Below are 22928 nucleotides of genomic sequence, written 5' to 3' on the forward strand. Positions count from 1 at the left end.
GTGGGTCCTTCTCTTGAACTCAGGGTGACGCTACTCGGGGGTGACGTCCAGCGCGCGGCCGACCAGGGCGAGCAGTGACTCGATCACCGAGATCCGCTGCCGGGCGTCCATGATCAGCACGGGTATGTGCGGCGGCACCGTCAGCGCCTCGCGCACATCGGCCGGCTCGAACCGCTCGCTGCCGTCGAAGTGGTTGACGGCCACGATGTACGGCAGGCCGCAGCTCTCGAAGTAGTCGAGCGCCGGGAAGCAGTCCGACAGGCGGCGGGTGTCGGCGAGCACGACGGCGCCGATCGCGCCGCGCACCAGGTCGTCCCACATGAACCAGAAGCGCTGCTGACCGGGCGTGCCGAAGAGGTAGAGCACCAGGTCGTCGTCGAGCGTGATGCGGCCGAAGTCCATGGCGACCGTGGTGGTCGTCTTGTCGGGGGTGCCGCTCAGGTCGTCGGTGTCGGCGCTCGCCTGGGTCATCAGCGCCTCCGTCTGGAGGGGCGTGATCTCGGAGACGGCGGTCACGAGCGTCGTCTTGCCGACGCCGAAGCCGCCCGCCACCACGATCTTCGTGGCGATCGGGGCGCGCGACCGGTCGGTCTGCCAGGCCTGCAACTGACCCTCTTCGGCGAGGAGTTCAGAGACGGCGGAGTCCACTCAGCACCCTTTCCAGCAGTGCGCGGTCGGGCTGTCCTGGGCCGTGGCCCGTTCCGTACACGCGGATCTTTCCTTGGTCGGCGAGGTCGCTGATCAGTACGCGGACCACGCCGAGCGGCATCTTCAGCAGGGCGGCGATCTCCGCCACGGTGCGCATGCGGCGGCAGATCTCGACGATCGCCCGCATCTCGGGCATCACCCTGGCGAGCGTGCCCTTGGGCAGTTCGCGGCGCTCCTCGGCGGCCTCCAGCTCCGGGTGGCTCGCCACGAACGTCTCGACGAGCAGGACGTGACCGAACCTGGTCCGTCCGCCGGTCAGCGAGTAGGGGCGGACGCGGGCGGGTTTGCGGTCGCCGCCGCGCTGGGGGAGCTTCGGCGCCCTGCGGCCGGTGCCGCCGCCGGCGCTCATCGGGCGCTCTCCATCGACTGGCGCAGTTCGCTGCGGACCTCGGGGGTCAGGACGTGGCCGGCGCGGCCGACGAAGAGCGCCATGTGGTACGCGACGACGCTCATGTCGCAGTCCGGGGTGGCGTGCACGCCGAGCAGCGAGCCGTCGCTGATCGACATGACGAAGAGGCTGCCCTCCTCCATCGCGACCACGGTCTGCTTGACTCCCCCGCCGTCCATCAGCTTGGCGGCGCCGATGGTCAACGAGCAGAGCCCGGAGACGATGGTGGCGAGGTCGGCGCTGGAGCCCTTGGGGCCCTTGGGGTGCGCGGCGGGCCGCTCGGCGCCCTGCCCGGGGTCGGAGGAGAGCAGCAGCAGCCCGTCGGAGGAGACCACCGCGACGGACAGGATGCCGGGCACCTCCTCCACGAGGTTCGTCAGCAGCCAGTGCAGGTTGCGGGCCTCACTGCTCAGACCCGTTGCCGCGGCTCCGGCTGTGGTGGGTCCGGCTGTGGTGGCTCCGGCTGTGGTGGGTCCGGCGGAAGAACTGGGCGTGCGCATGGGCGCAGTCAACTGCTTGCCTCCTCGACTGAGTCCCCCATTACGTCTGCGGCTTTCGCGTTCTTGTCGTTACGTTCCGACCGGGCCGACGGCTCCGGTGCCTGCGCGGGGTCCTCCCCGGCGGCCAGTTCGGCCTCCACGTCCCGCCGGCCGCTCTGCGCGCCCTGGTGGAACCCCCCGAGGCGGCGGCGGAGCGCTTCGGCGTCCACGGAGCCGCTGCGCTGCCTGGGCGCGGCGGTCGTGGGCGAGGTGATCTTCGGGGTGCGCTTGGGCAGCCCCTTGTCGGTGACGCGCTCCCACTTGGGCGACGCGGCCCCGGGCCCCGTCTCGGGCGAGGTACGGGTCTCGGGCTCGGGCTCCGCCTCCGGGGCCGGCGGGGCGAACAGCTCCATGGTGGTCTCGGCGGAGGGCGAGGCAGCGGCGGCCGACGCGCTCGTCTCCTCGGCGTCCGACGAGGGCGCGGGGTCGGTCTCGGGGTCGGGGTCGGGCGCGGGGTCCTGCGTCCGCTTCGGGAGGGCCGTCTCCAGCGTCCGTTCGGCCGCCGCGATCAGCGGGTCCTCGCCGGGGGTCCCGGTGGCCCGCCCCGGCAGGACGTTGGAGTTGGCCTCCGCCTCCGAGCCCGGCAGGTGCGTGACGGGCTCGCCGCCCCGCGGCGGGGTGACCACCGCGGCCGAGGAGGGCGCCTCGGCCAGGATCGACTTGGGGAGCACCACGACCGCCGCGACGCCGCCCTGCTTCTGTTCCCGCAGCCGCACCCGCGCACCGTGCCGGGCGGCGAGGCGCGCCACGACGTAGAGCCCGAGGCCGAGGCCCTCACCGCTCTCCTGGTCGTACGCGTCGTCGGGGTCGAAGTCGCTCAGGCGCGCGTTGAGTTCGCGCATGCGGTCCTGGGGGACGCCGATGCCCTCGTCCTGCACGGAGAGCATGACCTCGCCGCTCTCCAGGAGCCAGCCGGACACCTCGACGGCCGCGTCCGGCGGCGAGAACGAGGTGGCGTTCTCCAGGAGTTCGGCGGTCAGGTGGCTGATGTCGTCCGCGGCGAACCCCGCGATGTGCGCGTGCGGCGGCAGCGTGGCGATGCGCACCCGCTCGTACCGCTCGATCTCGGAGACGGCGGCGCGCATGACGTCGACCAGCGGGACCGGGCCGGGGTGCTGGTGGCCGTGCTCGGCGCCCGCGAGGACCAGGAGGTTCTCGCTGTGCCGGCGCATGACCGTGGCGAAGTGGTCGAGCTTGAAGAGCGTGGCGAGCCGGTCGGGGTCCTGCTCGCGGTCCTCCAGGTTCTCGATGACGGCCAGCTGCCGCTCGACCAGGCCGAGGGTGCGCAGGGCGAGGTTGACGAAGGTGCCGTGGATGGAGCGGCGTACGCGCTCCAGGTGGGCGGAGGCCTCGGCCAGCTCGGCGCGCAGGGCCTCGCGCTCGTCGGCCATGGCCTGGCGCTTGCCGATGAGGTGCTTGCGGTCGGTCTCCAAGGTGCCCAGGCGCTCGGTGAGGGCCGCCGCGTGGGCGTGCAGGGCGTTGACGGAGCGGACGACCTGGGCGAACTCGTCGTCGCGGCCCGTGAAGCGGATCGGCTCCTGCGGCTCGGGCTCGGCGGCCAGCCGGGCGGAGCCGAGCCGCAGGACAGCCAGGGGCCGGGTCAGCGAGCGGGCCATCGCCATGGAGACGCCGACGGCGACGAGCAGGAGGACGCCGACGAGCGCGACGCGGATCTCCAGGGCCGTCACGTCGTCGTCGCGCAGCTGGGCGAGGCGCTTGGTGCGCTCCACGCCGAGCGCGGACTCGGCGCCGCGCATCGTCTCGATGCGGGCGGAGAGCGCGGCGTCCAGCTTCTTGCGGTCGTAGCGCTGTTCGGCGGCGGAGAGCGTGGGCCGGTCGGTGAGCTCGGCGAGGTACTTCTCGGCGGCGCCGACCTCGGGTCCCGTGACCGTCGAGTCGTACGCGGACCGCGCGGGGTCGTCGGCGGCGTCGCGGAAGTCGGCGAGCGCGGCCAGCTCGCGGACGTGGGCGCGCTGGGCGGCGGCACTGAGGCCGTCGCGGCGCTCGGCGTCCGCCGAGGAGTCCTCGCCGTCGGTGACGGGCAGGCCCGTGACCGGGTCGAGCTCGGGGGCGCCGGTGCCGCCGGGGACGGCCAGGGCCGCCAGGAGGAGCCCCCGGGCGGCGGCGGCCTGCTCGACCGCGTGGTCGAGGTCGGCGAGGGCGAAGCCACCCTTGTTGACCTCGGCGGGCAGCTGCTCGGCCAGGTCGCGGGTGAGGCCGTGGAGTTCGGCGATGACCTTGGAGTACGCCTCGTGCGCTTCGAGGGCGGTGCTCTTGCCGGTGAGGGCGGCCCGGCGGACGGCGGCGACGTCGGCCAGCTCGGCGCGGAGCCCGGCGGGCGCGTCGGCGGCGCGCAGCTCGTCGATCTGGCGGTCCACGCGGGCGCTGCGGCTCTCGGAGAGGCCCTTGCCCTCGGGGCGTCCCGCGGCGATGAAGGAGGTGACCTCGTCGCGCTCGTCGGCCAGCGAGTGGCCGAGGGAGACCGCCTGCTGGGTGTGCTCGGCGAGGGTCACCAGGTTCTGGGTGTCGTTGAGCCGTTCGGAGGCGGCGATGACGGCGGGCGCGCCCGCGCCGACGATCGCGGCGGCCACCACGGCCACGGCGATGACCAGCCGGTTGCGGACTCGGGCGGTGGGCTTCTTGCCGACGCCGGCGGCGGCCGCGGCGGCCGCCTTGGCGGCGGGCGAGGCCGGGCCGGCCTCCCCGGCGGGGGCCGGCGCGGCGGAACCGGCGGGCGCGCCCGCCGAGGCTCCCTCGGGTGTTGCCGCGGGCGTTCCGGCCGCTGCCCCGGGGGGTGCCCCTGCCGCCGCCCCGGCCGATGCCCCTGACGGTGTCATGTCAGGTCCAATGGGACGGGCTCCGGTGGCGGGAGGGGGCGGGGCAGCCGCTCCCGAGGGCCGGGCCGCGTCCACTCCTGCCGCTGCCGTCACGGGGTCCGCGGCCGTGCGCTCCGGCGCACGCTCCGTCGGTGTGGTCGCGCCCGGCGTGGCCCCTTCGGGGGCCGTCTGCTTGCCTTTGCGCCGAGGCCGCATCTTCTGCACCGGTGCTCGCATTCCTGTTTTTCGTCTGCCCTTGGGCCCGGGTGACGATCCGTCAACACGAGCGCGCCCCCGGTTACGGCACCTGACCCTTCCAGTGCCGGTGGGTGGCGGTCGCGCATCGCCTGCCTGGCCACCCGAAGGAGTGAACATCGGCGGGGAGTTGGCGGGCAAGTCCCGGGGTGAGGAACAGCGGGCATATGCGGGGCGCCGGTTGGACGTGCCCGGCGGGCTTTGGCAGGATGCGCCGCCACACCCCGGCGGAGTTGATCATTCCGGTCCAATTCCGGCGCGTGGCCCGCCGGTACGGGCCGGCGCGGGGCCCTTCGCCCGCTTCCGGCGACCCCCGCGCGGGCCTCGGGCAGACTGGCCGAATGCGCATCGAACTCGCCACCGAGCCCGGAGACCCCGCTCGCCCCAACGAGGACTACGCCTCGGTCGCGCTTCCCGCGTCCGGACACGGCGGATCCCTCGTCCTGCTGGACGGTGTGACGCCGCCCGAGGGAGCGGTGGGGTGTCTGCATTCCGTTCCCTGGTTCACCGCGCGCCTCGGCGGCGCACTGGGGGAACTGTCCGTTTCGCGACGGGATATGACGCTCCCTGAGATCTTGTCGGCCGGTATCTCGCGTACCGCCGACGCACATGGTTCAACCTGTGACCTTTCTCACCCTCGCACGCCTCAGGCAACCGTCGTGCTGGTGCGGTGGGACGCCGAGCGCGTCGAACATCTGGTCCTGTCCGACTCGGCGCTCCTGCTCGCGGGCCCCGGCGGCGAGGTGACCGCCGTCCTCGACCGGCGCCTGGCCGAGATGTCGCCCCCCGTGCAAGCCCTGCGCGACCAGGTGCGCGCCCTGCCGCGCGGCTCCGCCGAGCGGGAGGTGGCGGGCCGCGCGTACGGAGCGGCGGTCGAGGCCCTGCGCAACGCGGAGGACGGCTTCTTCACGGCCGCGGCGGACCCCTCGGCCGCCCTGCGCGCGGTCACCGGTGAGATGGCGCGGGCGGACGTGACGGCGGTGGCGGCGCTCACCGACGGGGTGACGCGGTGGGTGGAGACGTTCCGCGAGGGCGACTGGCGCGAGTGCTTCGCGCTGCTGCACAAGGAGGGCCCGCAGCACCTCATCGACCGGGTCCGCGAACTGGAACACGCCGACCCCGACCGCCTCACCTTCCCCCGCGGCAAGCGACACGACGACGCGGCGGCGGTCTACGTGGAACTGTGACCCCGCACGGGACGCGCGCCGCCCGAGCCGGCCCGCCGTCGGTCTAGTCCGCGCTCGCGTTCAGGCGGCCGAGCAGCCGGGCCAGTTCGGCGACCTCCGCCCGGTCCCAGCCCTGGAGCCGGCGCACGTACTGGGCGCGGCGGGCGGCGCGCACCGTGCGGAAGCGGGTGCGGCCCTCGGGGGTGAGCCGGATGAGCCAGGCGCGCCCGTCGGCCGGGTCGGGCTCGCGGGCGAGAAGGCCCAGCTCCTCCATGGCCCGCAGCTGACGGCTCATCGTCGCCTTGCCGACCCCGATGTACGCGGCGAGGTCGGTGGCCCGCTGCGGCCCCGAGTCGTCCAGGCACACGAGCAGGCCGTACGCGGCGGGCTCCAGATCGGGGTGGACCTGGCGCGCCATCTCACCCGACGAGGCCCGCGCGCGGCGCATCAGCAGGGACAACTCGCGCTCCAGGGAGAGGAACTCGCGGTCCGCCCCCGGCTCGGCGTCCTCGTGCGCCCCGCCCCGCACGCCCTCTTCTGCAGCACCCATGTCCCGCTTTCCCGATTCTGAAAGTCATCGCCCGAGGCCTCGCGCGCCGCGGCTCCGCCGCCGGCGGCCTGACCAGTATTTCGCAAGGTCGCGGCGGCGGAGTGCCCAAGGCACCGCCACAGGAGTGGACCAACGGCGGGACGGTGCGCCTCTTCCCACCCCCGGTCTACGTGCGTAGCTTTTCAAGTGACATGTTCACACCATTCGACATGTCACAAGGTCCCCCCAGAGCACCACCGAGGCCTTCGGAGGCACGCATGCCCGTGCACAGACCCGGATCGGCCCGCCGCCCGCGCTTGTCGCCGGCGGGGGTTCTCCTCGCAGCACTGACCGCCCTCTCCCTCCTCCTGTCGCTCCCCACGGCGGCCGGGGCGGACGACATCCCCCCGCGCGGCTCCGCCCGGCTCGGCCAGGGCGTCATCGCACACGACGGCCAGGGCGGTCTGCCCAGCGGCGGCGGCGCCACCCAGACCGAGGGCGTCGACGTCAGCAGCCACCAGGGCAACGTCGCCTGGTCGACGCTGTGGAACAGCGGAGTGAAGTGGGCCTACACCAAGGCCACCGAGGGCACCTACTACGTGAACCCCTACTTCGCCCAGCAGTACAACGGCTCGTACAACGTCGGCATGATCCGCGGCTCCTACCACTTCGCGACGCCCGACACCTCCAGCGGCGCCACCCAGGCCAACTACTTCGCGAGCAACGGCGGCGGCTGGTCGCGCGACGGCAGGACGCTGCCGGGCGCGCTGGACATCGAGTGGAACCCCTACGGGGCGGCCTGCTTCGGCAAGTCGCAGTCCGAGATGGTCGGCTGGATCCGCGACTTCCTGACCACCTACAAGGCGCGCACCGGCCGCGACGCCGTGATCTACACCGCCACCAGCTGGTGGAAGCAGTGCACCGGCAACTACAGCGGCTTCGGCGCCAGCAACCCGCTGTGGATCGCCCGTTACGACACCGGCCCGGGCGAGCTGCCGGCCGGCTGGGGCTTCCACACCATGTGGCAGTACACCTCGTCCGGGCCCACGGTCGGGGACCACGACAAGTTCAACGGCGCCTACGACCGCGTCCAGGCGCTCGCCTACGGCTGACCCGCGCACAGGGCGGTGGCCGGCCCCTCGCAGGGCCGGCCACCGCTCACGGACACCGCTCGCTCACGCGGCGACCGCGACCCGCACCTCCGCCTCCGTGAGGGCCAGTTCGAGCACCTGGCGCACATCGGAGACCGGGTGCACCTCCAACTTGTCCAGGACCTCGGCCGGGACGTCGTCGAGGTCCGCCTCGTTCCGCTTGGGGATGATCACCGTGGTGATCCCGGCGCGGTGCGCGGCCAGCAGCTTCTGCTTGACGCCGCCGATCGGCAGCACCCGGCCGGTCAGCGAGATCTCCCCGGTCATCGCCACGTCCGTACGGACCTGGCGCCCGCTGAGCAGCGAGGCGAGGGCGGTGGTCAGCGTGACACCCGCGCTCGGCCCGTCCTTGGGAACCGCGCCGGCCGGGAAGTGGACGTGCACGCCCCGCTCCTTCAGGTCGCCGACGGGCAGTTCCAGCTCGGCCCCGTGCGAGCGCAGGAACGACAGGGCGATCTGCGCCGACTCCTTCATCACGTCACCCAGCTGCCCGGTGAGCGTGAGCCCGGAGGCCCCCGTCTCCGGGTCGGCGAGGGATGCCTCCACGAACAGGACGTCGCCGCCCGCCCCGGTCACCGCGAGCCCGGTGGCCACGCCCGGCACGGCGGTGCGCCGCTCGGCCGGGTCCTGGGCGGCCTCGGGGACGTGGTGCGGCCGCCCGATGAGGTCCCGCAGGTCCTCGTCGGTGACGGTGAACGGCAGCTCCCGCTCGCCCAGTTCGTGCTGCGCCGCCACCTTGCGCAGCAGCCGCGCGACGGACCGCTCCAGGTTCCGTACGCCCGCCTCCCGCGTGTACTCGCCGGCGAGCTTGCGCAGGGCGCTCTCGTCCAGGGTGACCTCGTCCTTCTCCAGGCCCGCCCGGTCCAGCTGGCGCGGGAGCAGGTGGTCGCGGGCGATGACGACCTTCTCGTCCTCGGTGTAGCCGTCGAGCCGGACCAGCTCCATGCGGTCGCGCAGCGCCTCCGGGATCGCTTCGAGGACGTTCGCCGTCGCCAGGAAGACGACGTCGCTGAGGTCCAGCTCCACCTCCAGGTAGTGGTCCCGGAAGGTGTGGTTCTGCGCCGGGTCGAGGACTTCGAGCAGGGCGGCGGCCGGGTCGCCCCGGAAGTCCGAGCCCACCTTGTCGATCTCGTCCAGGAGCACGACCGGGTTCATCGACCCGGCCTCCTTGACGGCGCGCACGATCCGCCCGGGCAGCGCCCCGACGTACGTACGCCGGTGTCCGCGGATCTCCGCCTCGTCCCGTACGCCGCCGAGCGCGACCCGCACGAACTTGCGGCCCATGGCGTGCGCGACGGACTCCCCCAGCGAGGTCTTGCCGACGCCGGGCGGGCCGACGAGGGCCAGCACCGCGCCGCCCCGGCGGCCGCCGACGACGCCGAGGCCGCGGTCGGTGCGGCGCTTGCGCACCGCGAGGTACTCGGTGATGCGCTCCTTCACGTCCCGCAGCCCGGCGTGCTCGGCGTCGAGGATCGCCCGGGCGCCCTTGATGTCGTACGCGTCCTCCGTGCGTTCGTTCCACGGCAGTTCGAGGACGGTGTCCAGCCAGGTCCTGATCCAGGAGCCCTCGGGCGACTGGTCGCTGGCGCGCTCCAGCTTGTCGACCTCCTTGAGGGCGGCCTCGCGCACCTTCTCGGGCAGGTCGGCGGCCTCGACGCGGGTGCGGTAGTCGTCGGACTCCTCGGCCGCGTCCTTGCTGTCGCCGTTGAGTTCCCGCAGCTCCTTGCGCACGGCGTCCAGCTGACGCCGCAGCAGGAACTCGCGCTGCTGCTTGTCGACGCCCTCCTGGACGTCCTTGGCGATGGTCTCGGCGACCTCCTGCTCGGCCAGGTGCTCGCGCAGCTGGGCGGTGGCCAGCTTGAGGCGGGCGACCGGGTCCTCGGTCTCCAGGAGTTCGATCTTCTGCTGGGTGGTGAGGAAGGGGGAGTAACCGGAGTTGTCGGCGAGCGCGGAGACGTCGTCGATCTGCGTCACGCGGTCGACCACCTGCCAGGCGCCGCGCTTCTTCAGCCAGCTGGTGGCGAGCGCCTTGTACTCCTTGACCAGTTCGGTCACGGCGCCGGGCAGGGGCTCGGGGACGGCGTCGTCCAGCTGCTGCCCCTCCACCCACAGGGCGCCGCCGGGCCCGGTCGTACCGGCGCCGATGCGTACGCGGCCCCGGCCGCGGATGAGGGCGCCCGGGTCGCCGTCGGAGAGCCGCCCGACCTGCTCGACGGTGCCGAGGACGCCGGTGGCGACGTACGTCCCGTCGATGCGCGGAACAAGCAGCACCTTCGGCTTGCTGTCGCCCTCGGCACGGGCGGCGGCCTGCGCGGCCTCCACGGCGGCGCGCACCTCGGCGTCGGACAGGTCGAACGGGACCACCATGCCGGGCAGGACCACCTCGTCGTCGAGCGGCAGCACAGGCAGAGTGAGCGAGGTGTACGAGGTGGACTCAGTAGCCATGATCTCCCTTTCGGCATCCAAGTTGAGCTGTACCGACTCAATGCTTGTGAGTGCCGCAATGTTCCCCCGGGGGTGTTCGCTCTCAGCGATCACCCGCTGGGGGACGGGGAGGATCAGGCGCCGCGCGCCTGGGAACGGCGCCCGCGCCCGAGCAGCGGCCAGGTGGAGATGCCGATCAGGAGCGCCAGGAGATGGCCCCAGTTGGTCATCGGATCGGCGAACTCGATCAGGTCGTCGACCAGCATCCAGCCGAAGCCGGCCAGCACGGCCCACCGCAGCCAGGGGGTGAGCAGCCCGGCGAGCGCGCCGACGCTGGCCGCGACACCGAAGCTGATGCCGTAGTCGAGGCGGTGCAGCGAACTGTCCGGCAGATGCCCCGCGAGCACCGAAAGCCCCACCGGCACCTCCGTCGCCAAGGTGGCGACGGAGTGCCCGAGCAGGAAGACCCCGGCGGTGCGCCAGCCGCCGATCCGGCGCTCCAGCGCGGTCAGGACCAGCAGGAAGCCGATCGCGTACGGCGATGTGATGCCGCCCGCGATCCACAGCGCGCTGGCGACGAGGACGAGGACGGGGTTGTGCGCGAGGTGCGCGACGTCGGTGCTGGAGCTCCGGAGCAGCGCGTCGACCGTGTCCGGGTCGGCGTACCGGCTCAGCAGGGAGGTGGCGGCGAGGACGAGCCCGTAGCCGAAGGTGAAGGGGGTGGCCCAAGGATCGGGGAGCAGCCGCCAGGGTCTGGCCCGGACGCGCCGGGACCGGGCGCCGCCGCCCTCGGCCCGGCCGGGATCAGCGGCGGGCGCGCGGGGTCCGGGCGGCGCGGGACGGCGGCCCGGCTGGCACGGGAGCGCGTTCAGGGTGGGCGGCTCGGCACGGGTGGGCGACTCGACGCGGGCGGGCGACTCGACGCGGGCGGGCAGCTCGACGCGGGATGGCGGCTCGGCCAGGGTGGGCGGCTCGGCACGGGTGGGCGACTCGACGCGGGCGGGCAGCTCGACGCGGGAGGGCGACTCGGCCAGAGAGGGCGGCTCGACGCGGGAGGGCGACTCGGCCAGAGAGGGCGGCTCCGCGCGGGTGGGCGGCTCACGGTCCCCGGGCCCGGGGGCGATGAGGGTGTCCGAGGACTCGACGCTCTGGTTCACGGGTGAGGCGCTCCTTCCGTCCCGCCCTACCCTTTGCCCACTTTTCGAGCACTGTCTATGACCGGGGCCACGTGGGACGCGATTCACAGCAACCTCCAAGGCGACTTCCGCGTTGCCCACGTCTCTTCTGCGCCGCCGGCACCTTCAGCGTTACCCGCGAACGCCCACCTCACCGGAGTTCCGCGGCAGGACTCCCCCGTCCCGCGCACCGCCGGGGGAGGACTTGCGCGTTCACCGGAGAACCACCGGCCCCCGCGCCTACGCTGACGCCATGCGCACCCCCACCACCGCCCCCGTCGTCCTCGACCGGCGCGAGGGTCCGTACGGCGAGGTCGTCCTGCGGCGCCACGGTGAGCTGCTCCAGATCATCGCCAACGGCTGTTTCCTGATGGACACCTCCGACGGCCGCTCCGAGCGGCTGCTCGTCGACGCGGCACGCGACGCCCTCGACGACCGCCCGGAGCCCTGCGTGCTGATCGGCGGGCTCGGCGTCGGGTTCTCCCTCGCGCACGCCGCCGCCGACCCCCGCTGGGGGCGCATCACCGTGGTCGAGCGCGAGGACGCCGTCATCGACTGGCATCGGGCCGGACCGCTCGCCGAACTGTCCGCGGCGGCGCTCGCCGACTCACGTACGCAAATTCTTCACACGGACCTGGTCAGCCACCTCCAGAGGGCTCCCGGCGCCCCGTCCGGCCCCTCGGACACGTACGACGCACTCTGTCTGGACATCGACAACGGCCCGGACTGGACGGTGACGGCGGGCAACAACTCCCTTTACTCGCCCGCCGGTCTGGACGCCTGCAAAGCCCGGCTCACCCCGGGCGGAGTGCTCGCCGTGTGGTCCGCGAAGCCCTCGTCCGCTTTCGACGACGCTCTACGGAATGCCGGATTCCAGAGGGTACGAACCGAAGAGATCCCCGTTGCCCGAGGCGTCCCGGACGTGGTGCACCTCGGCGTCAGGGCTGCGTAGCCGAGGTGCCTTCGCGACCCGTACCCTGCTGACCGAACACAAGCGATCAGTGTCAGGGGCGGGCGATGGAGCAGACACACACCTCCCACAACAGCGCCACGGCGGCGACACCCGGCGCCCAGCGCCGGGTCCTGGTGGTCGAGGACGACCCGACGATCGTCGACGCCATCGCCGCCCGGCTGCGGGCCGAGGGTTTTGTTGTGCAAACGGCCACGGACGGTCCCTCGGCGGTCGACACCGCCCAGGCCTGGCAGCCCGACCTGCTGATCCTCGACATCATGCTGCCGGGCTTCGACGGCCTCGAGGTGTGCCGCCGGGTCCAGGCCCAGCGGCCCGTCCCGGTCCTCATGCTCACCGCGCGTGACGACGAGACGGACATGCTGGTCGGGCTCGGGGTCGGCGCGGACGACTACATGACCAAGCCGTTCTCGATGCGCGAGCTCGCGGCCCGGGTGCACGTCCTGCTGCGCCGCGTCGAGCGGGCCGCGCTCGCCGCGACCACGCCCCGCAGCGGCATCCTGCGCCTGGGCGAACTGGAGATCGACCACGCCCAGCGGCGTGTGCGGGTGCGCAGCGAGGACGTCCACCTGACGCCCACCGAGTTCGATCTGCTGGTCTGCCTGGCCAACACCCCGCGCGCCGTCCTCTCCCGCGAGCAGCTCCTCGCGGAGGTCTGGGACTGGGCGGACGCGTCGGGCACCCGGACCGTCGACAGCCACATCAAGGCGCTGCGCCGCAAGATCGGCGCCGAGCGCATCCGCACCGTGCACGGCGTCGGCTACGCCCTTGAGACCCCGGCGCCGTGAGGCCGGCCCTGCCGTGAGCGGGCCCTTCGGACCCTTCGGGCCGTTCCAGGGGCTGCGGCCGTTCTCCATCAAGACCAAGCTCGGCGCCCTCGTGGTCGTCTCGGTGTTCATCACCACGGGACTGCTCCTGGTGGCCATGAAGACGGAGACCGAGCTGCGGTTCATCACCGTCTTCTCGGTGATCGCCACCCTGCTCATCACGCAGTTCGTGGCGCACAGCCTCACCGCGCCGCTGGACGAGATGAACGCGGTGGCCCGCGCGGTGAGCCACGGCGACTACACGCGCCGGGTGCGCGGCGCCGACCGGCGCGACGAGCTGGGCGACGTGGCGACCACGATCAACGCCATGGCCGACGACCTGGAGGCCCAGGACACCCAGCGCAAGGAGCTGGTCGCCAACGTCAGCCATGAGCTGCGCACCCCCATCGCCGCCCTGCGCGCCGTCCTGGAGAACGTCGTGGACGGCGTCTCCGCCGCCGACCCGGAGACGATGCGCACGGCCCTGAAGCAGACCGAGCGCCTGGGACGGCTCGTGGAGACCCTGCTCGACCTCTCCCGCCTCGACAACGGCGTCGTACCGCTGCGCGCCCGCCGCTTCGAGGTCTGGCCGTATCTGTCGGGCGTCCTGAAGGAGGCCAACATGGTGGCCTCCGCGCGCGCGGGCATCGCCTCCGGCTCCGGCAGCCACACCCGCGCGGACGTCCATCTCCACCTGGACGTCTCACCCCCGGAGCTGACGGCCCACGCCGACGCGGAGCGGCTGCACCAGGTGGTGGCGAACCTCATCGACAACGCGGTCAAGCACAGCCCGCCGCACGGCCGCGTGACGGTGCGGGCCAGGCGCGGGCCCTACCCCGAGTCCCTGGACCTGGAGGTGCTCGACGAGGGGCCCGGAATCCCCCAGTCCGAGTGGCACCGGGTCTTCGAGCGGTTCAACCGGGGCAGCCACGCGGGCGCCCCCGCCAAGAACTCCGCCAACGACGGCGGCACGGGCCTCGGCCTCGCCATCGCGCGCTGGGCGGTCGATCTGCACGGCGGCCACATCGGCGTGGCCGAATCCCCACGCGGCTGCCGGATCCAGGTCACTCTTCCGGGCCTGCTCGAAGAGTGAAGTTGACGTAGGGTTCGAAACGGAAGCGATTCACCGGCCGCCCCCTGGGCACCCGGGAGCCGCCGCCGCGCGTAGACGTCCTTCGGACGTACCCGCGCGGCCATCCTGCGTTGCGGAACCCCGCTTGTTTCCCGCCATTTACAGCCCCGAAACCACTCGCCCAGTGTGACTTACGCGACGGATGGCGGGCCCGGTCTGCACCCAGCGCCGATGGAGGCGTAGCCTTTATTTCCGCTGTCCATCACCTTGTGAAGCGGAAGAGGGCGGTTACCGCCGTGTCGCCACAGTCCCCCAGTAACTCGAGCACTTCGACCGACCAAGACGCGCAGGGCAAGGACCCTGCCGCTGCCTTCGGTCCCAATGAGTGGCTCGTCGACGAGATCTATCAGCAGTACCTCCAGGACCCGAATTCGGTCGACCGAGCCTGGTGGGACTTCTTCGCCGACTACAAGCCAGGGGCGAGCGCTTCCACAGCCGCCGCCCCGGCGCAGCCGGCGGGTGACGCGGCCGCGGGGGTCGCGTCCCCCACTGCTCCCGCCGCGCCCGCCGCCCCGGCCCAGCCCGCAGCGGCTCCGGCGGCCCCGGCCCAGGCCGCTCCGGCGGCCGAGAAGCCCGCCGCGCCCGCGGCGAAGCCCGCTGCCGCCGCCCCGGCGCCCGCCGCCAAGCCCGCCGCGAAGCCGGCCGCCGCGAAGCCCGCCGCCAAGGCGGAGCCGGCGACCGAGGCCCCGGCCGGGCCCGAGTACGTGACGCTGCGCGGCCCCTCCGCGGCCGTGGCGAAGAACATGAACGCCTCGATCGAGGTCCCGACGGCCACGTCGGTCCGCGCGGTCCCGGTGAAGCTGCTCTTCGACAACCGCATCGTCATCAACAACCACCTCAAGCGCGCCCGCGGCGGGAAGATCTCCTTCACGCACCTGATCGGGTACGCGATGGTGCAGGCCATCAAGGCCATGCCGTCGATGAACTACTCCTTCGTGGAGAAGGACGGCAAGCCGACCCTGGTCAAGCCGGAGCACATCAACTTCGGCCTCGCCATCGACCTGGTGAAGCCCAACGGCGACCGCCAGCTGGTCGTCGCGGGCATCAAGAAGGCCGAGACCCTGAACTTCTTCGAGTTCTGGCAGGCCTACGAGGACATCGTCCGCCGGGCCCGCGACGGCAAGCTCGGCATGAACGACTTCACCGGCGTCACGGTCTCCCTGACCAACCCCGGCGGCCTCGGCACCGTCCACTCGGTCCCGCGTCTGATGCCCGGTCAGTCGGTCATCATGGGCGTCGGCTCCATGGACTACCCCGCGGAGTTCCAGGGCACCTCGCAGGACACCCTGAACAAGCTCGGCATCTCCAAGGTCATGACGCTCACGTCGACCTACGACCACCGGGTCATCCAGGGCGCCGCCTCCGGCGAGTTCCTGCGGATCGTCGCCAACCTCCTCCTCGGCGAGAACGACTTCTACGACGAGATCTTCGAGGCGCTGCGCATCCCCTACGAGCCGGTCCGCTGGTTCAAGGACATCGACGCCTCGCACGACGACGACGTCACGAAGGCCGCCCGCGTCTTCGAGCTGATCCACTCCTACCGGGTGCGCGGCCACGTCATGGCCGACACCGACCCGCTGGAGTACAAGCAGCGCAAGCACCCCGACCTGGACATCACCGAGCACGGCCTCACCCTGTGGGACCTGGAGCGGGAGTTCGCGGTCGGCGGCTTCGCCGGCAAGTCGATGATGAAGCTGCGCGATGTCCTCGGCGTGCTGCGCGACTCGTACTGCCGCACCACCGGCGTCGAGTTCATGCACATCCAGGACCCCAAGCAGCGCAGGTGGCTCCAGGACCGCATCGAGGGCCAGCACGCCACCAAGCCCGAGCGCGAGGAGCAGCTGCGCATCCTGCGCCGACTGAACGCCGCCGAGGCGTTCGAGACGTTCCTGCAGACCAAGTACGTCGGCCAGAAGCGCTTCTCCCTGGAGGGCGGCGAGTCCGTCATCCCGCTGCTCGACGCGGTCATCGACTCCGCCGCCGAGTCGCGCCTGGACGAGGTCGTCATCGGTATGGCCCACCGCGGCCGGCTGAACGTCCTCGCCAACATCGTCGGCAAGTCGTACGCGCAGATCTTCCGCGAGTTCGAGGGCAACCTCGACCCGAAGTCGATGCACGGCTCCGGCGACGTGAAGTACCACCTGGGCGCCGAGGGCACCTTCACCGGCCTGGACGGCGAGCAGATCAAGGTCTCGCTGGCCGCCAACCCCTCCCACCTGGAGGCGGTCGACCCGGTCCTGGAAGGCATCGTCCGCGCCAAGCAGGACATCATCAACAAGGGCGGCACGGACTTCACGGTCCTGCCCGTCGCCCTGCACGGTGACGCGGCCTTCGCGGGCCAGGGCGTGGTCGCCGAGACCCTGAACATGTCGCAGCTGCGCGGCTACCGCACGGGCGGCACGGTCCACGTCGTCATCAACAACCAGGTCGGCTTCACCGCCGCCCCGGAGTCGTCCCGCTCGTCGATGTACTCGACGGACGTGGCGCGCATGATCGAGGCGCCGATCTTCCACGTGAACGGCGACGACCCGGAGGCCGTGGTCCGCGTGGCCCGCCTGGCCTTCGAGTTCCGTCAGGCGTTCAACAAGGACGTCGTGATCGACCTCATCTGCTACCGCCGCCGCGGTCACAACGAGTCGGACAACCCGGCGTTCACCCAGCCGCTGATGTACGACCTGATCGACAAGAAGCGCTCGGTGCGCAAGCTCTACACCGAGTCCCTCATCGGTCGCGGCGACATCACCCTGGAAGAGGCCGAGCAGGCCCTGCAGGACTACCAGGGGCAGCTGGAGAAGGTCTTCACCGAGGTCCGCGAGGCCACCTCGCAGCCCTCGCCGATGGACGTCTCCGGTCCAGAGGCCGAGTTCCCCGTCACGGTGAACACCGCGATCTCCCAGGAGGTCGTCAAGCGCATCGCCGAGTCCCAGGTCAACATCCCCGACCACATCACCGTGCACCCGCGCCTGCTCCCGCAGCTCCAGCGCCGCGCGGCCATGGTCGAGGACGGCACGATCGACTGGGGCATGGGCGAGACCCTCGCCATCGGCTCGCTGCTCATGGAGGGCACCCCGGTGCGCCTGGCGGGCCAGGACTCGCGCCGCGGCACGTTCGGCCAGCGCCACGCGGTCCTCATCGACCGCGAGACGGGCGACGACTACACGCCGCTGCTCTACCTCTCCGAGGACCAGGCCCGCTTCAACGCCTACGACTCGCTGCTCTCGGAGTACGCGGCGATGGGCTTCGAGTACGGCTACTCCCTGGCGCGTCCCGAGTCCCTCGTGATGTGGGAGGCCCAGTTCGGTGACTTCGTCAACGGCGCGCAGACCGTCGTCGACGAGTTCATCTCCTCGGCCGAGCAGAAGTGGGGCCAGACCTCCGGCGTCACCCTGCTCCTGCCGCACGGCTACGAGGGCCAGGGCCCGGACCACTCGTCCGCCCGCCCGGAGCGCTTCCTCCAGCTCTGCGCGCAGAACAACATGACGGTCGCGATGCCGACCCTGCCGTCGAACTACTTCCACCTCCTGCGGTGGCAGGTGCACAACCCGCACCACAAGCCGCTGGTGGTCTTCACCCCGAAGTGGATGCTGCGCCTGAAGGCCGCCGCGTCCAAGACGGAGGAGTTCACCTCGGGCAGCTTCCGGCCGGTCATCGGGGACGCCTCCGTGGACCCGAAGGCGGTCCGCAAGGTCGTCTTCTGCGCGGGCAAGCTCTACTACGAGCTGGAGGCCGAGCGGCAGAAGCGGGGCGTCACGGACACGGCGATCATCCGCATCGAGCGCCTGTACCCGCTGCCGGGTGCGGAGCTCCAAGAGGAGATCTCCAAGTACCCGAACGCCGAGAAGTACCTGTGGGCGCAGGAGGAGCCGGCGAACCAGGGCGCGTGGCCCTTCATCGCCCTCAACCTCATCGACCACCTGGACCTGGCGGTCGGCGCCGACATCCCGCACGGCGAGCGGCTGCGGCGCATCTCGCGCCCGCACGGCTCGTCGCCGGCGGTCGGCTCGAAGAAGCGCCACGAGCAGGAGCAGCAGCAGCTCCTGAGCGAGGTCTTCGAGGCCTAGGCCTCAGCGGTCCCCGTCCGGTGGGCCCGGCCCCGAGTGTGTGTCGCTCGGGGCCGGGCCCACCGGCGTGTGCGCGGGTCCCGGCCGCCTACCATGAGGGGCAAGAGACCGTCCGCATCAGGAGCATGAGTTGTACTTCACCGACCGTGGCATCGAGGAGCTGGAGAAGCGGCGCGGCGAGGAAGAGGTCACCTTCGAGTGGCTCGCCGAGCAGCTCCGCACCTTCGTGGACCTCAACCCGGACTTCGAGGTCCCGGTCGAGCGCCTGGCCACGTGGCTGGCCCGGCTGGACGACGAGGACGACGAGGAGTAGGCGGCCTGGCTGTCGCCGGGCACCGTTTCGGCCTCGCGCCGGGCCAAGGCCTGTCGAGGGCGGCGCGTGCCTGCCCGGGGCGCGGGCGTCCGAGGGGGTTGCCGGGCATCGAGCAGCTGCTCGGCCCGTCAGCTCCGGGCCCTCAGCCGGTCGTACGTGAGTCCCAGCGCGCCCTGCGCCAGCAGCACCGCGGCCGCCGCGGCCCAGCCCCCGCTGTGGCGCCGTACCGCCCAGGCCGCGAGCGGTAGCCCTGCCGCCACCTGGGCCGCGGCCAGCGCCCGCGCCCTGGGGCCCCGCACCCACGTACCGAGCGGCCCGCTCTCGACCACGTCGAACTCCGCCCGCACCGCCTCGCGCCACCCGGACCACTCGACCCTGCGCGAGCCGCGCTGGTCCCGCGCCACCTCCCGCAGCCGGCCGGCCGGTTCACCGGGGGCGAGGCCCGCCGGCAGGGCGAGCCCCGTGCGGGTGAGGACGGCGACCAGGCCGAGCATCCTGGCGCGCGCGTCGGCCTGCGGATCGGGGCGGGCCAGCACCTCCAGGGCCTGCACGTCCAGAACGGGGTCGAGGCCGAGCCGTGCGGCGAACGTCCGCATCGCCTCGTCCTCGCCGACGGGTGTGCCGCCGGCCAGCCATTCGTAGCCGACGGTGCGCCGGAAGCCCGCCGCGAGGGTGTAGCCGGAACGGTCGGTGTCCCACCACAGGGCGAGCACGGGCCGGCCCGACCCCACCGCGAGCGCCGTCGCCCAGCCGGTGAGCACCCGGTCGACCGGCTCCTCGCCGTGCGACCACGGGGCACCCTCGGGCACCAGCACGCTCCACCCGTCACCGGCGGGCACGAGCAGCATTCCCTCACGCAGCAGGTGCGCCGCGGGCTCGATGGTGTCGGGGTCCGCCCGGCACAGCAGCAGCGCGCCGACGCCCCGGGCACGCTCGGAGGCTTCTGACGACATGCCCCCACGCTAGGACAGATCACGACAATCGGCGCACAGGCGACCGCGGAGCCCGGTTCACCCTCGACATGTCTTGACATCCCGTATCCGCGATATATCGTGAATATGAGAGACGCGATATGGCGCGTCGTGACATGCCCGGCCGGGACCGCCCTCGCCGACCACCGCCAAGGAGGCCGCCCATGCCCGAGTGGTCCATCGCCGAGCCGCGGGAAGTCACGTTCGACACCCCGGTGACGACCCTCCAGGTCCGCATCGTCAACGGAACGGTGAACGTGGTGGGCACGGCCGAAGGTTCCGCCCGCCTGGAGGTCTCCGAGATCGAGGGCCGTCCCTTGACCATCACCCACACGGACGACACCCTCTCCGTCGCCTACGACGACCTGCCCTGGCAGGGCCTGCTCAAGTGGCTGAACGGCACGGACAGACACCGCAAGGCGGTGGTCTCGCTGACCGTGCCCCCGGACACCCACGTGGAGGTCGGCGTGATCGGCGCCGGCGCCACGGTCTCCGGCATCGCGGGGCGCACGGAGGTCAAGGGCGTCTCCGGGGACACGACCCTCGTCGGCCTCTCGGGGCCGGTCCACGCGCACACGGTCTCCGGGAGCGTCGAAGCGCAGGGCCTCACGGGCGACCTGCGGTTCCGCTCGGTGGCCGGCGACCTCACCCTCGTGGAGGCAGCGGGCCCCTCCGTCCGGGCGGACTCGGTGAGCGGCTCGATGATTCTCGACCTCACCCCGGCGGACAGGCCCACGGACGTCGCCCTGACGAGCGTCTCGGGCGAGATCGCCATCCGCCTGCCGCACCCGGCGGACGCGGAAGTTGAGGTGGGCACGGCGAGCGGCTCGGTCTCTAACGCCTTCGCGGACCTGCGGGTGAGCACCGATCGAACCATCCCCGCCCCACCTCCCGACGCTTTCCGCACCCCGGAGGGACCGGGTGACGCCCGGACGTGGGGATGGGGCGCCAAACGGATCACGGGACGGCTCGGTCCGGGCAACGGCCGGCTGAAGGCGACGACGGTCTCCGGGGCGATCGCGCTCCTGCGCAGACCGCCCATGGACGAAGATCTCCCCGAGGACGCCGTGTCCCCCGCCCCCGCGGCGGACGCCACCGCGACCGACGACGTCCCGACCGACAAGAAGGTGCTCTGAGATGCCCCCGGTGTTCGCCCACGGCCGCCTGCGCCTGTACCTGCTCAAGCTGCTGGACGAGGCTCCCCGCCACGGTTACGAGGTGATCCGCCTCCTCGAAGAGCGCTTCCAGGGCCTGTACGCCCCCTCGGCGGGCACGGTCTACCCGCGCCTCGCGAAGCTGGAGGCCGAGGGCCTGGTCACGCACACCACCGAGGGTGGCAGGAAGGTCTACGCCATCACGGACGCCGGCCGCGCCGAACTGGCCGACCGCGGCGGCGAGCTGGCCGACCTGGAGCTGGAGATCCGCGAGTCGGTCGCCGAACTGGCCGCCGAGATCCGCGACGGCGTCCAGGGCGCCGCGGGCGAGCTGCGCCGCGAGATGCGGGCGGCCGCCAAGGAGGCCCGCGCCTCCGGCGGCGCGGGCACGGGCAAGGGCTTTCCCGACCCGGCCGGCCTCTTCGAGGGCGCCTGGGGCGACAAGGAGGGCTGGCACCAGGCGAAGGAGGAGTTCAAGCGCGCCAAGCAGGAGTGGAAGGAGCAGGCGCGCCGCGCCAAGGACGAGAGCCGCCGGGCCCGCGAGGAGGCCCAGCGGGCCCGCCGTCAGGCCAAGGACGCCCAGGAGAAGGCGCGGGCCATGGCGCAGGAAGAGGCCCAGCGCATCGCGCGGCGCGTCCAGGAGCAGGTCCAGGACCACTTCACGCGGGGCGACTGGCCCACCGGCCTCCGGGAGGGCCTGACAGAACTGGCCAAGGAGTTCGGCGAGTTCGGCCTGGACTTCGGCAAACACTTCCCCCACCCACCCGGCCGCCGCCCATCCCCCGACACGAACCCCGGCCCCACCACGGACCCCGGACCCACCTCCGGGTCAGCGCCCGGCACGGGCCACACAGCCACCGCCGGAACCACCCCCGGCACAGACCCCCGACCCACCTCAGGGGCAGTGCCCAGCACAGACCACACAGCCACCGCCGGAACCACCCCCGGCACAGACCCCCGACCCACCTCAGGGGCAGCGCCCGGCACAGGCCACACGCCCACCCCCGGCACCGGCACTGGCACAGGTCCCGGGTCCGCCTCCGGGTCAGCGCCCGACACGGGCCGCACTGCCACCCCCGGGTCAGCGCCCGGCACAGGCCACACGCCCACCCCCGGCACCGGCACCGGCACCGGACCCACCTTCACCAAGCCTGGAGCCACCCCCGACACAGACCCCGCACCCACCCCCGGCACGGGCCACGCGGCCGCCGCCGAAACCGCCCCGGGGACCGGCCCCCGCTTCGCCGATGCCGGCGAGGGGCTGACCGTCGAATACCTCCCGGACTGGGCCCAGGAGGACTCGACCGGCAACCCGGCCCGCGACCTCGACCGCCTGCTCGACCGTTTCCGCGACGACATCCGTGACGCGGCCCGGGACAACGGCGTCAGCGAGACCCAACTCCGCGACGTGCGCCGCCACTTGTCCACGGCGGCCGCCCATATCGCGTCGACCCTGCGACCCCGGGAGGACTGAGCCCCCTCCGGATCACCGTCGGCCTCAGCCCACGCCGCGCCCCGTGCTACCCGCACCCCCCGGGCCACCCGCGCCGGCGACCCCGCCGTGCAGGACGCGGTCCACCGACGCATGGGTCACACCGTGGTCCGCGAGGACCTCCGCCGTGACGCCCGGGCGGACGGTGAGGGCGAGCAGGATGTGCTCGTCGCCGATGCGACGGTCGTGACGAGCGGTGGCGATGCGCAAGGACTGCACCAACGCGTCCTTGGCCTCGCGGGAGAACGGGACCCGGCCGACCCAGCCCTTCCCGGTCCGCCGCCCCCGCCTCTCCTTGCCGGCGCCCGCCGCCAGCGCGCCCTCGCCGTGGCTCTCCTCGACCCGCGAGACGATCTCGGCCAGGTCGATGCCGAGCCCGGCCAGCGCGTCCGTGTCGGCCCGCGACAGACCCCCGCGGCGCCGAGCACCGCTCAGCGCCGCCTCGATGGAGTCCCTGCGCCGCGCGGCACCGAGCGAGGCGAGGGCGAAGGACGCCCGGCTCGCCTCGCGGTCGAGCAGGGCGAGCAGCATGTGCCCGTCGTCGACCGCCTCGGCCCGCTCCCGCTCGGCGCACTCGACCGCGCCCAGCACCACCGCGCGGGCATCCTTGGTGAACCGCTCGAACATCACTGCCTCCCGTACTTCTTGTGCACGGCCTGCCTGCTCACTCCGAGCTCCGCGGCGATCTCCTGCCACGACCAGCCCTGCCGGCGCGCACTGCGCACCTGCACGGCCTCCAGCCGCTCCACCAGCTTCCGCAGCGCGGAGACGGCACGCAGCCCGACCCGTGGATCCTGATCACCCGCCCGCTCGGCGAGATCCGTGGCTTCGCTCATGCACGTCAACCTACGTTGACGGGAGGGCGCTGTCAACCATCG

18 protein-coding genes and 1 pseudogene are annotated in these 22928 nt (G+C 72.6%); 9 read left to right on the top strand and 10 right to left on the bottom strand.

Going from position 1 to position 22928, the window contains the following annotated elements; translation table 11 throughout:
* Nucleotides 1-30: 30 nt before the first annotated feature.
* Genes ACZ516_RS22705 through ACZ516_RS22720 form a run of 4 tightly spaced genes read right to left on the bottom strand, consistent with a single transcriptional unit; the run spans nt 31 to nt 4472 of the window.
* Nucleotides 31-648, bottom strand: coding sequence for a GTP-binding protein (locus tag ACZ516_RS22705; protein ID WP_469011511.1), 618 nt, complete (start codon nt 646-648; stop codon nt 31-33).
* The gene (locus tag ACZ516_RS22710) at nt 629-1057 is read right to left on the bottom strand and encodes a DUF742 domain-containing protein (RefSeq protein WP_358698005.1); all 429 of its coding nucleotides are present in this window, start codon (nt 1055-1057) and stop codon (nt 629-631) included. The genes ACZ516_RS22705 and ACZ516_RS22710 overlap by 20 nt, the downstream gene beginning before the upstream one ends.
* Nucleotides 1054-1596, bottom strand: coding sequence for a roadblock/LC7 domain-containing protein (locus tag ACZ516_RS22715; protein WP_469011512.1), 543 nt, complete (start codon nt 1594-1596; stop codon nt 1054-1056). The genes ACZ516_RS22710 and ACZ516_RS22715 overlap by 4 nt, the downstream gene beginning before the upstream one ends.
* 8 nt (nt 1597-1604) lie before the next feature.
* A complete protein-coding gene (locus ACZ516_RS22720) occupies nt 1605-4472 on the bottom strand; it encodes a sensor histidine kinase (RefSeq protein WP_469011513.1) in 2868 nt (955 codons plus the stop codon).
* 575 nt (nt 4473-5047) lie between these two features.
* Here ACZ516_RS22720 and ACZ516_RS22725 point away from each other — a divergent pair.
* Nucleotides 5048-5893, top strand: coding sequence for a hypothetical protein (locus ACZ516_RS22725; protein ID WP_469011514.1), 846 nt, complete (start codon nt 5048-5050; stop codon nt 5891-5893).
* Nucleotides 5894-5936: 43 nt separating this feature from the next.
* Here ACZ516_RS22725 and ACZ516_RS22730 read toward each other — a convergent pair whose 3' ends face one another.
* The gene (locus tag ACZ516_RS22730) at nt 5937-6422 is read right to left on the bottom strand and encodes a MarR family winged helix-turn-helix transcriptional regulator (protein ID WP_358589377.1); all 486 of its coding nucleotides are present in this window, start codon (nt 6420-6422) and stop codon (nt 5937-5939) included.
* 257 nt (nt 6423-6679) lie between these two features.
* Here ACZ516_RS22730 and ACZ516_RS22735 point away from each other — a divergent pair, with 257 nt between their 5' ends.
* Nucleotides 6680-7513: a lysozyme gene (locus ACZ516_RS22735; protein WP_469011515.1), complete on the top strand. Its 834-nt coding sequence runs from the start codon at nt 6680-6682 to the stop codon at nt 7511-7513.
* Between the two features lie 63 nt (nt 7514-7576).
* Here the strand turns inward: ACZ516_RS22735 and lon are convergent, their stop codons facing one another.
* Together lon and ACZ516_RS22745 are read right to left on the bottom strand one after the other, a co-directional pair.
* Entirely contained in the window at nt 7577-9997 is a 2421-nt protein-coding gene (gene lon, locus ACZ516_RS22740) for an endopeptidase La (RefSeq protein WP_469011516.1), read from the bottom strand.
* Nucleotides 9998-10110: 113 nt separating this feature from the next.
* On the bottom strand, nt 10111-11133 hold the full coding sequence (locus tag ACZ516_RS22745; RefSeq protein WP_469011517.1) for a rhomboid-like protein: 1023 nt from the start codon (nt 11131-11133) through the stop codon (nt 10111-10113).
* A gap of 271 nt (nt 11134-11404) precedes the next feature.
* Between ACZ516_RS22745 and ACZ516_RS22750 the strand changes: the two genes are divergently transcribed.
* The 5 genes from ACZ516_RS22750 (at nt 11405) to ACZ516_RS22770 (ending at nt 18433) form a co-directional block, all read left to right on the top strand.
* Nucleotides 11405-12103: a spermidine synthase family protein gene (locus ACZ516_RS22750; protein WP_469011518.1), complete on the top strand. Its 699-nt coding sequence runs from the start codon at nt 11405-11407 to the stop codon at nt 12101-12103.
* Nucleotides 12104-12168: 65 nt separating this feature from the next.
* Entirely contained in the window at nt 12169-12909 is a 741-nt protein-coding gene (locus ACZ516_RS22755) for a response regulator transcription factor (RefSeq protein ID WP_358589387.1), read from the top strand.
* 13 nt (nt 12910-12922) lie between these two features.
* Nucleotides 12923-14020: a sensor histidine kinase gene (locus tag ACZ516_RS22760; RefSeq protein ID WP_469011519.1), complete on the top strand. Its 1098-nt coding sequence runs from the start codon at nt 12923-12925 to the stop codon at nt 14018-14020.
* Nucleotides 14021-14295: 275 nt separating this feature from the next.
* Nucleotides 14296-18120 carry a multifunctional oxoglutarate decarboxylase/oxoglutarate dehydrogenase thiamine pyrophosphate-binding subunit/dihydrolipoyllysine-residue succinyltransferase subunit gene (locus ACZ516_RS22765; protein WP_469011520.1) on the top strand — a complete coding sequence of 1275 codons (3825 nt, stop codon included), beginning with the start codon at nt 14296-14298 and terminating at the stop codon, nt 18118-18120.
* A gap of 130 nt (nt 18121-18250) precedes the next feature.
* Nucleotides 18251-18433, top strand: coding sequence for a DUF6104 family protein (locus ACZ516_RS22770; RefSeq protein WP_005312030.1), 183 nt, complete (start codon nt 18251-18253; stop codon nt 18431-18433).
* A gap of 128 nt (nt 18434-18561) precedes the next feature.
* Here the strand turns inward: ACZ516_RS22770 and ACZ516_RS22775 are convergent, their stop codons facing one another.
* Nucleotides 18562-19386, bottom strand: a complete 825-nt coding sequence (locus ACZ516_RS22775) for a hypothetical protein (RefSeq protein ID WP_361079461.1) — start codon at nt 19384-19386, stop codon at nt 18562-18564.
* Between the two features lie 182 nt (nt 19387-19568).
* On the opposite strand from ACZ516_RS22775, the gene ACZ516_RS22780 reads away from it, so the two are divergent.
* Together ACZ516_RS22780 and ACZ516_RS22785 are read left to right on the top strand one after the other, a co-directional pair.
* Complete coding sequence (locus ACZ516_RS22780) at nt 19569-20540, top strand: DUF4097 family beta strand repeat-containing protein (RefSeq protein WP_469011521.1); 972 nt, start codon at nt 19569-19571, stop codon at nt 20538-20540.
* A 1-nt stretch (nt 20541) separates the two neighbouring features.
* A pseudogene (locus ACZ516_RS22785) lies at nt 20542-21313 on the top strand (PadR family transcriptional regulator); the annotation flags it as partial.
* 743 nt (nt 21314-22056) lie between these two features.
* On the opposite strand, the gene ACZ516_RS22790 reads toward ACZ516_RS22785, so the two are convergent.
* Together ACZ516_RS22790 and ACZ516_RS22795 are read right to left on the bottom strand one after the other, a co-directional pair.
* Nucleotides 22057-22677, bottom strand: a complete 621-nt coding sequence (locus ACZ516_RS22790; protein WP_469011522.1) for a Clp protease N-terminal domain-containing protein — start codon at nt 22675-22677, stop codon at nt 22057-22059.
* Entirely contained in the window at nt 22677-22886 is a 210-nt protein-coding gene (locus tag ACZ516_RS22795) for a helix-turn-helix domain-containing protein (protein WP_358587786.1), read from the bottom strand. Before ACZ516_RS22795 ends, ACZ516_RS22790 begins: the two co-directional genes overlap by 1 nt.
* Nucleotides 22887-22928: the final 42 nt, after the last annotated feature.

Source organism: Streptomyces sp. NPDC034037 (assembly GCF_055575715.1).

Bases quoted from the DNA above. Each gene is read 5' to 3' on its own strand.
- ACZ516_RS22710 (WP_358698005.1), bottom strand. From the start codon at position 1,057: ATGAGCGCCGGCGGCGGCACCGGCCGCAGGGCGCCGAAGCTCCCCCAG.
- ACZ516_RS22715 (WP_469011512.1), bottom strand. From the start codon at position 1,596: ATGCGCACGCCCAGTTCTTCCGCCGGACCCACCACAGCCGGAGCCACC.
- ACZ516_RS22720 (WP_469011513.1), bottom strand. From the start codon at position 4,472: ATGACACCGTCAGGGGCATCGGCCGGGGCGGCGGCAGGGGCACCCCCC.
- ACZ516_RS22725 (WP_469011514.1), top strand. From the start codon at position 5,048: ATGCGCATCGAACTCGCCACCGAGCCCGGAGACCCCGCTCGCCCCAAC.
- ACZ516_RS22730 (WP_358589377.1), bottom strand. From the start codon at position 6,422: ATGGGTGCTGCAGAAGAGGGCGTGCGGGGCGGGGCGCACGAGGACGCC.
- ACZ516_RS22735 (WP_469011515.1), top strand. From the start codon at position 6,680: ATGCCCGTGCACAGACCCGGATCGGCCCGCCGCCCGCGCTTGTCGCCG.
- lon (WP_469011516.1), bottom strand. From the start codon at position 9,997: ATGGCTACTGAGTCCACCTCGTACACCTCGCTCACTCTGCCTGTGCTG.
- ACZ516_RS22750 (WP_469011518.1), top strand. From the start codon at position 11,405: ATGCGCACCCCCACCACCGCCCCCGTCGTCCTCGACCGGCGCGAGGGT.
- ACZ516_RS22755 (WP_358589387.1), top strand. From the start codon at position 12,169: ATGGAGCAGACACACACCTCCCACAACAGCGCCACGGCGGCGACACCC.
- ACZ516_RS22775 (WP_361079461.1), bottom strand. From the start codon at position 19,386: ATGTCGTCAGAAGCCTCCGAGCGTGCCCGGGGCGTCGGCGCGCTGCTG.
- ACZ516_RS22780 (WP_469011521.1), top strand. From the start codon at position 19,569: ATGCCCGAGTGGTCCATCGCCGAGCCGCGGGAAGTCACGTTCGACACC.
- ACZ516_RS22790 (WP_469011522.1), bottom strand. From the start codon at position 22,677: ATGTTCGAGCGGTTCACCAAGGATGCCCGCGCGGTGGTGCTGGGCGCG.
- ACZ516_RS22795 (WP_358587786.1), bottom strand. From the start codon at position 22,886: ATGAGCGAAGCCACGGATCTCGCCGAGCGGGCGGGTGATCAGGATCCA.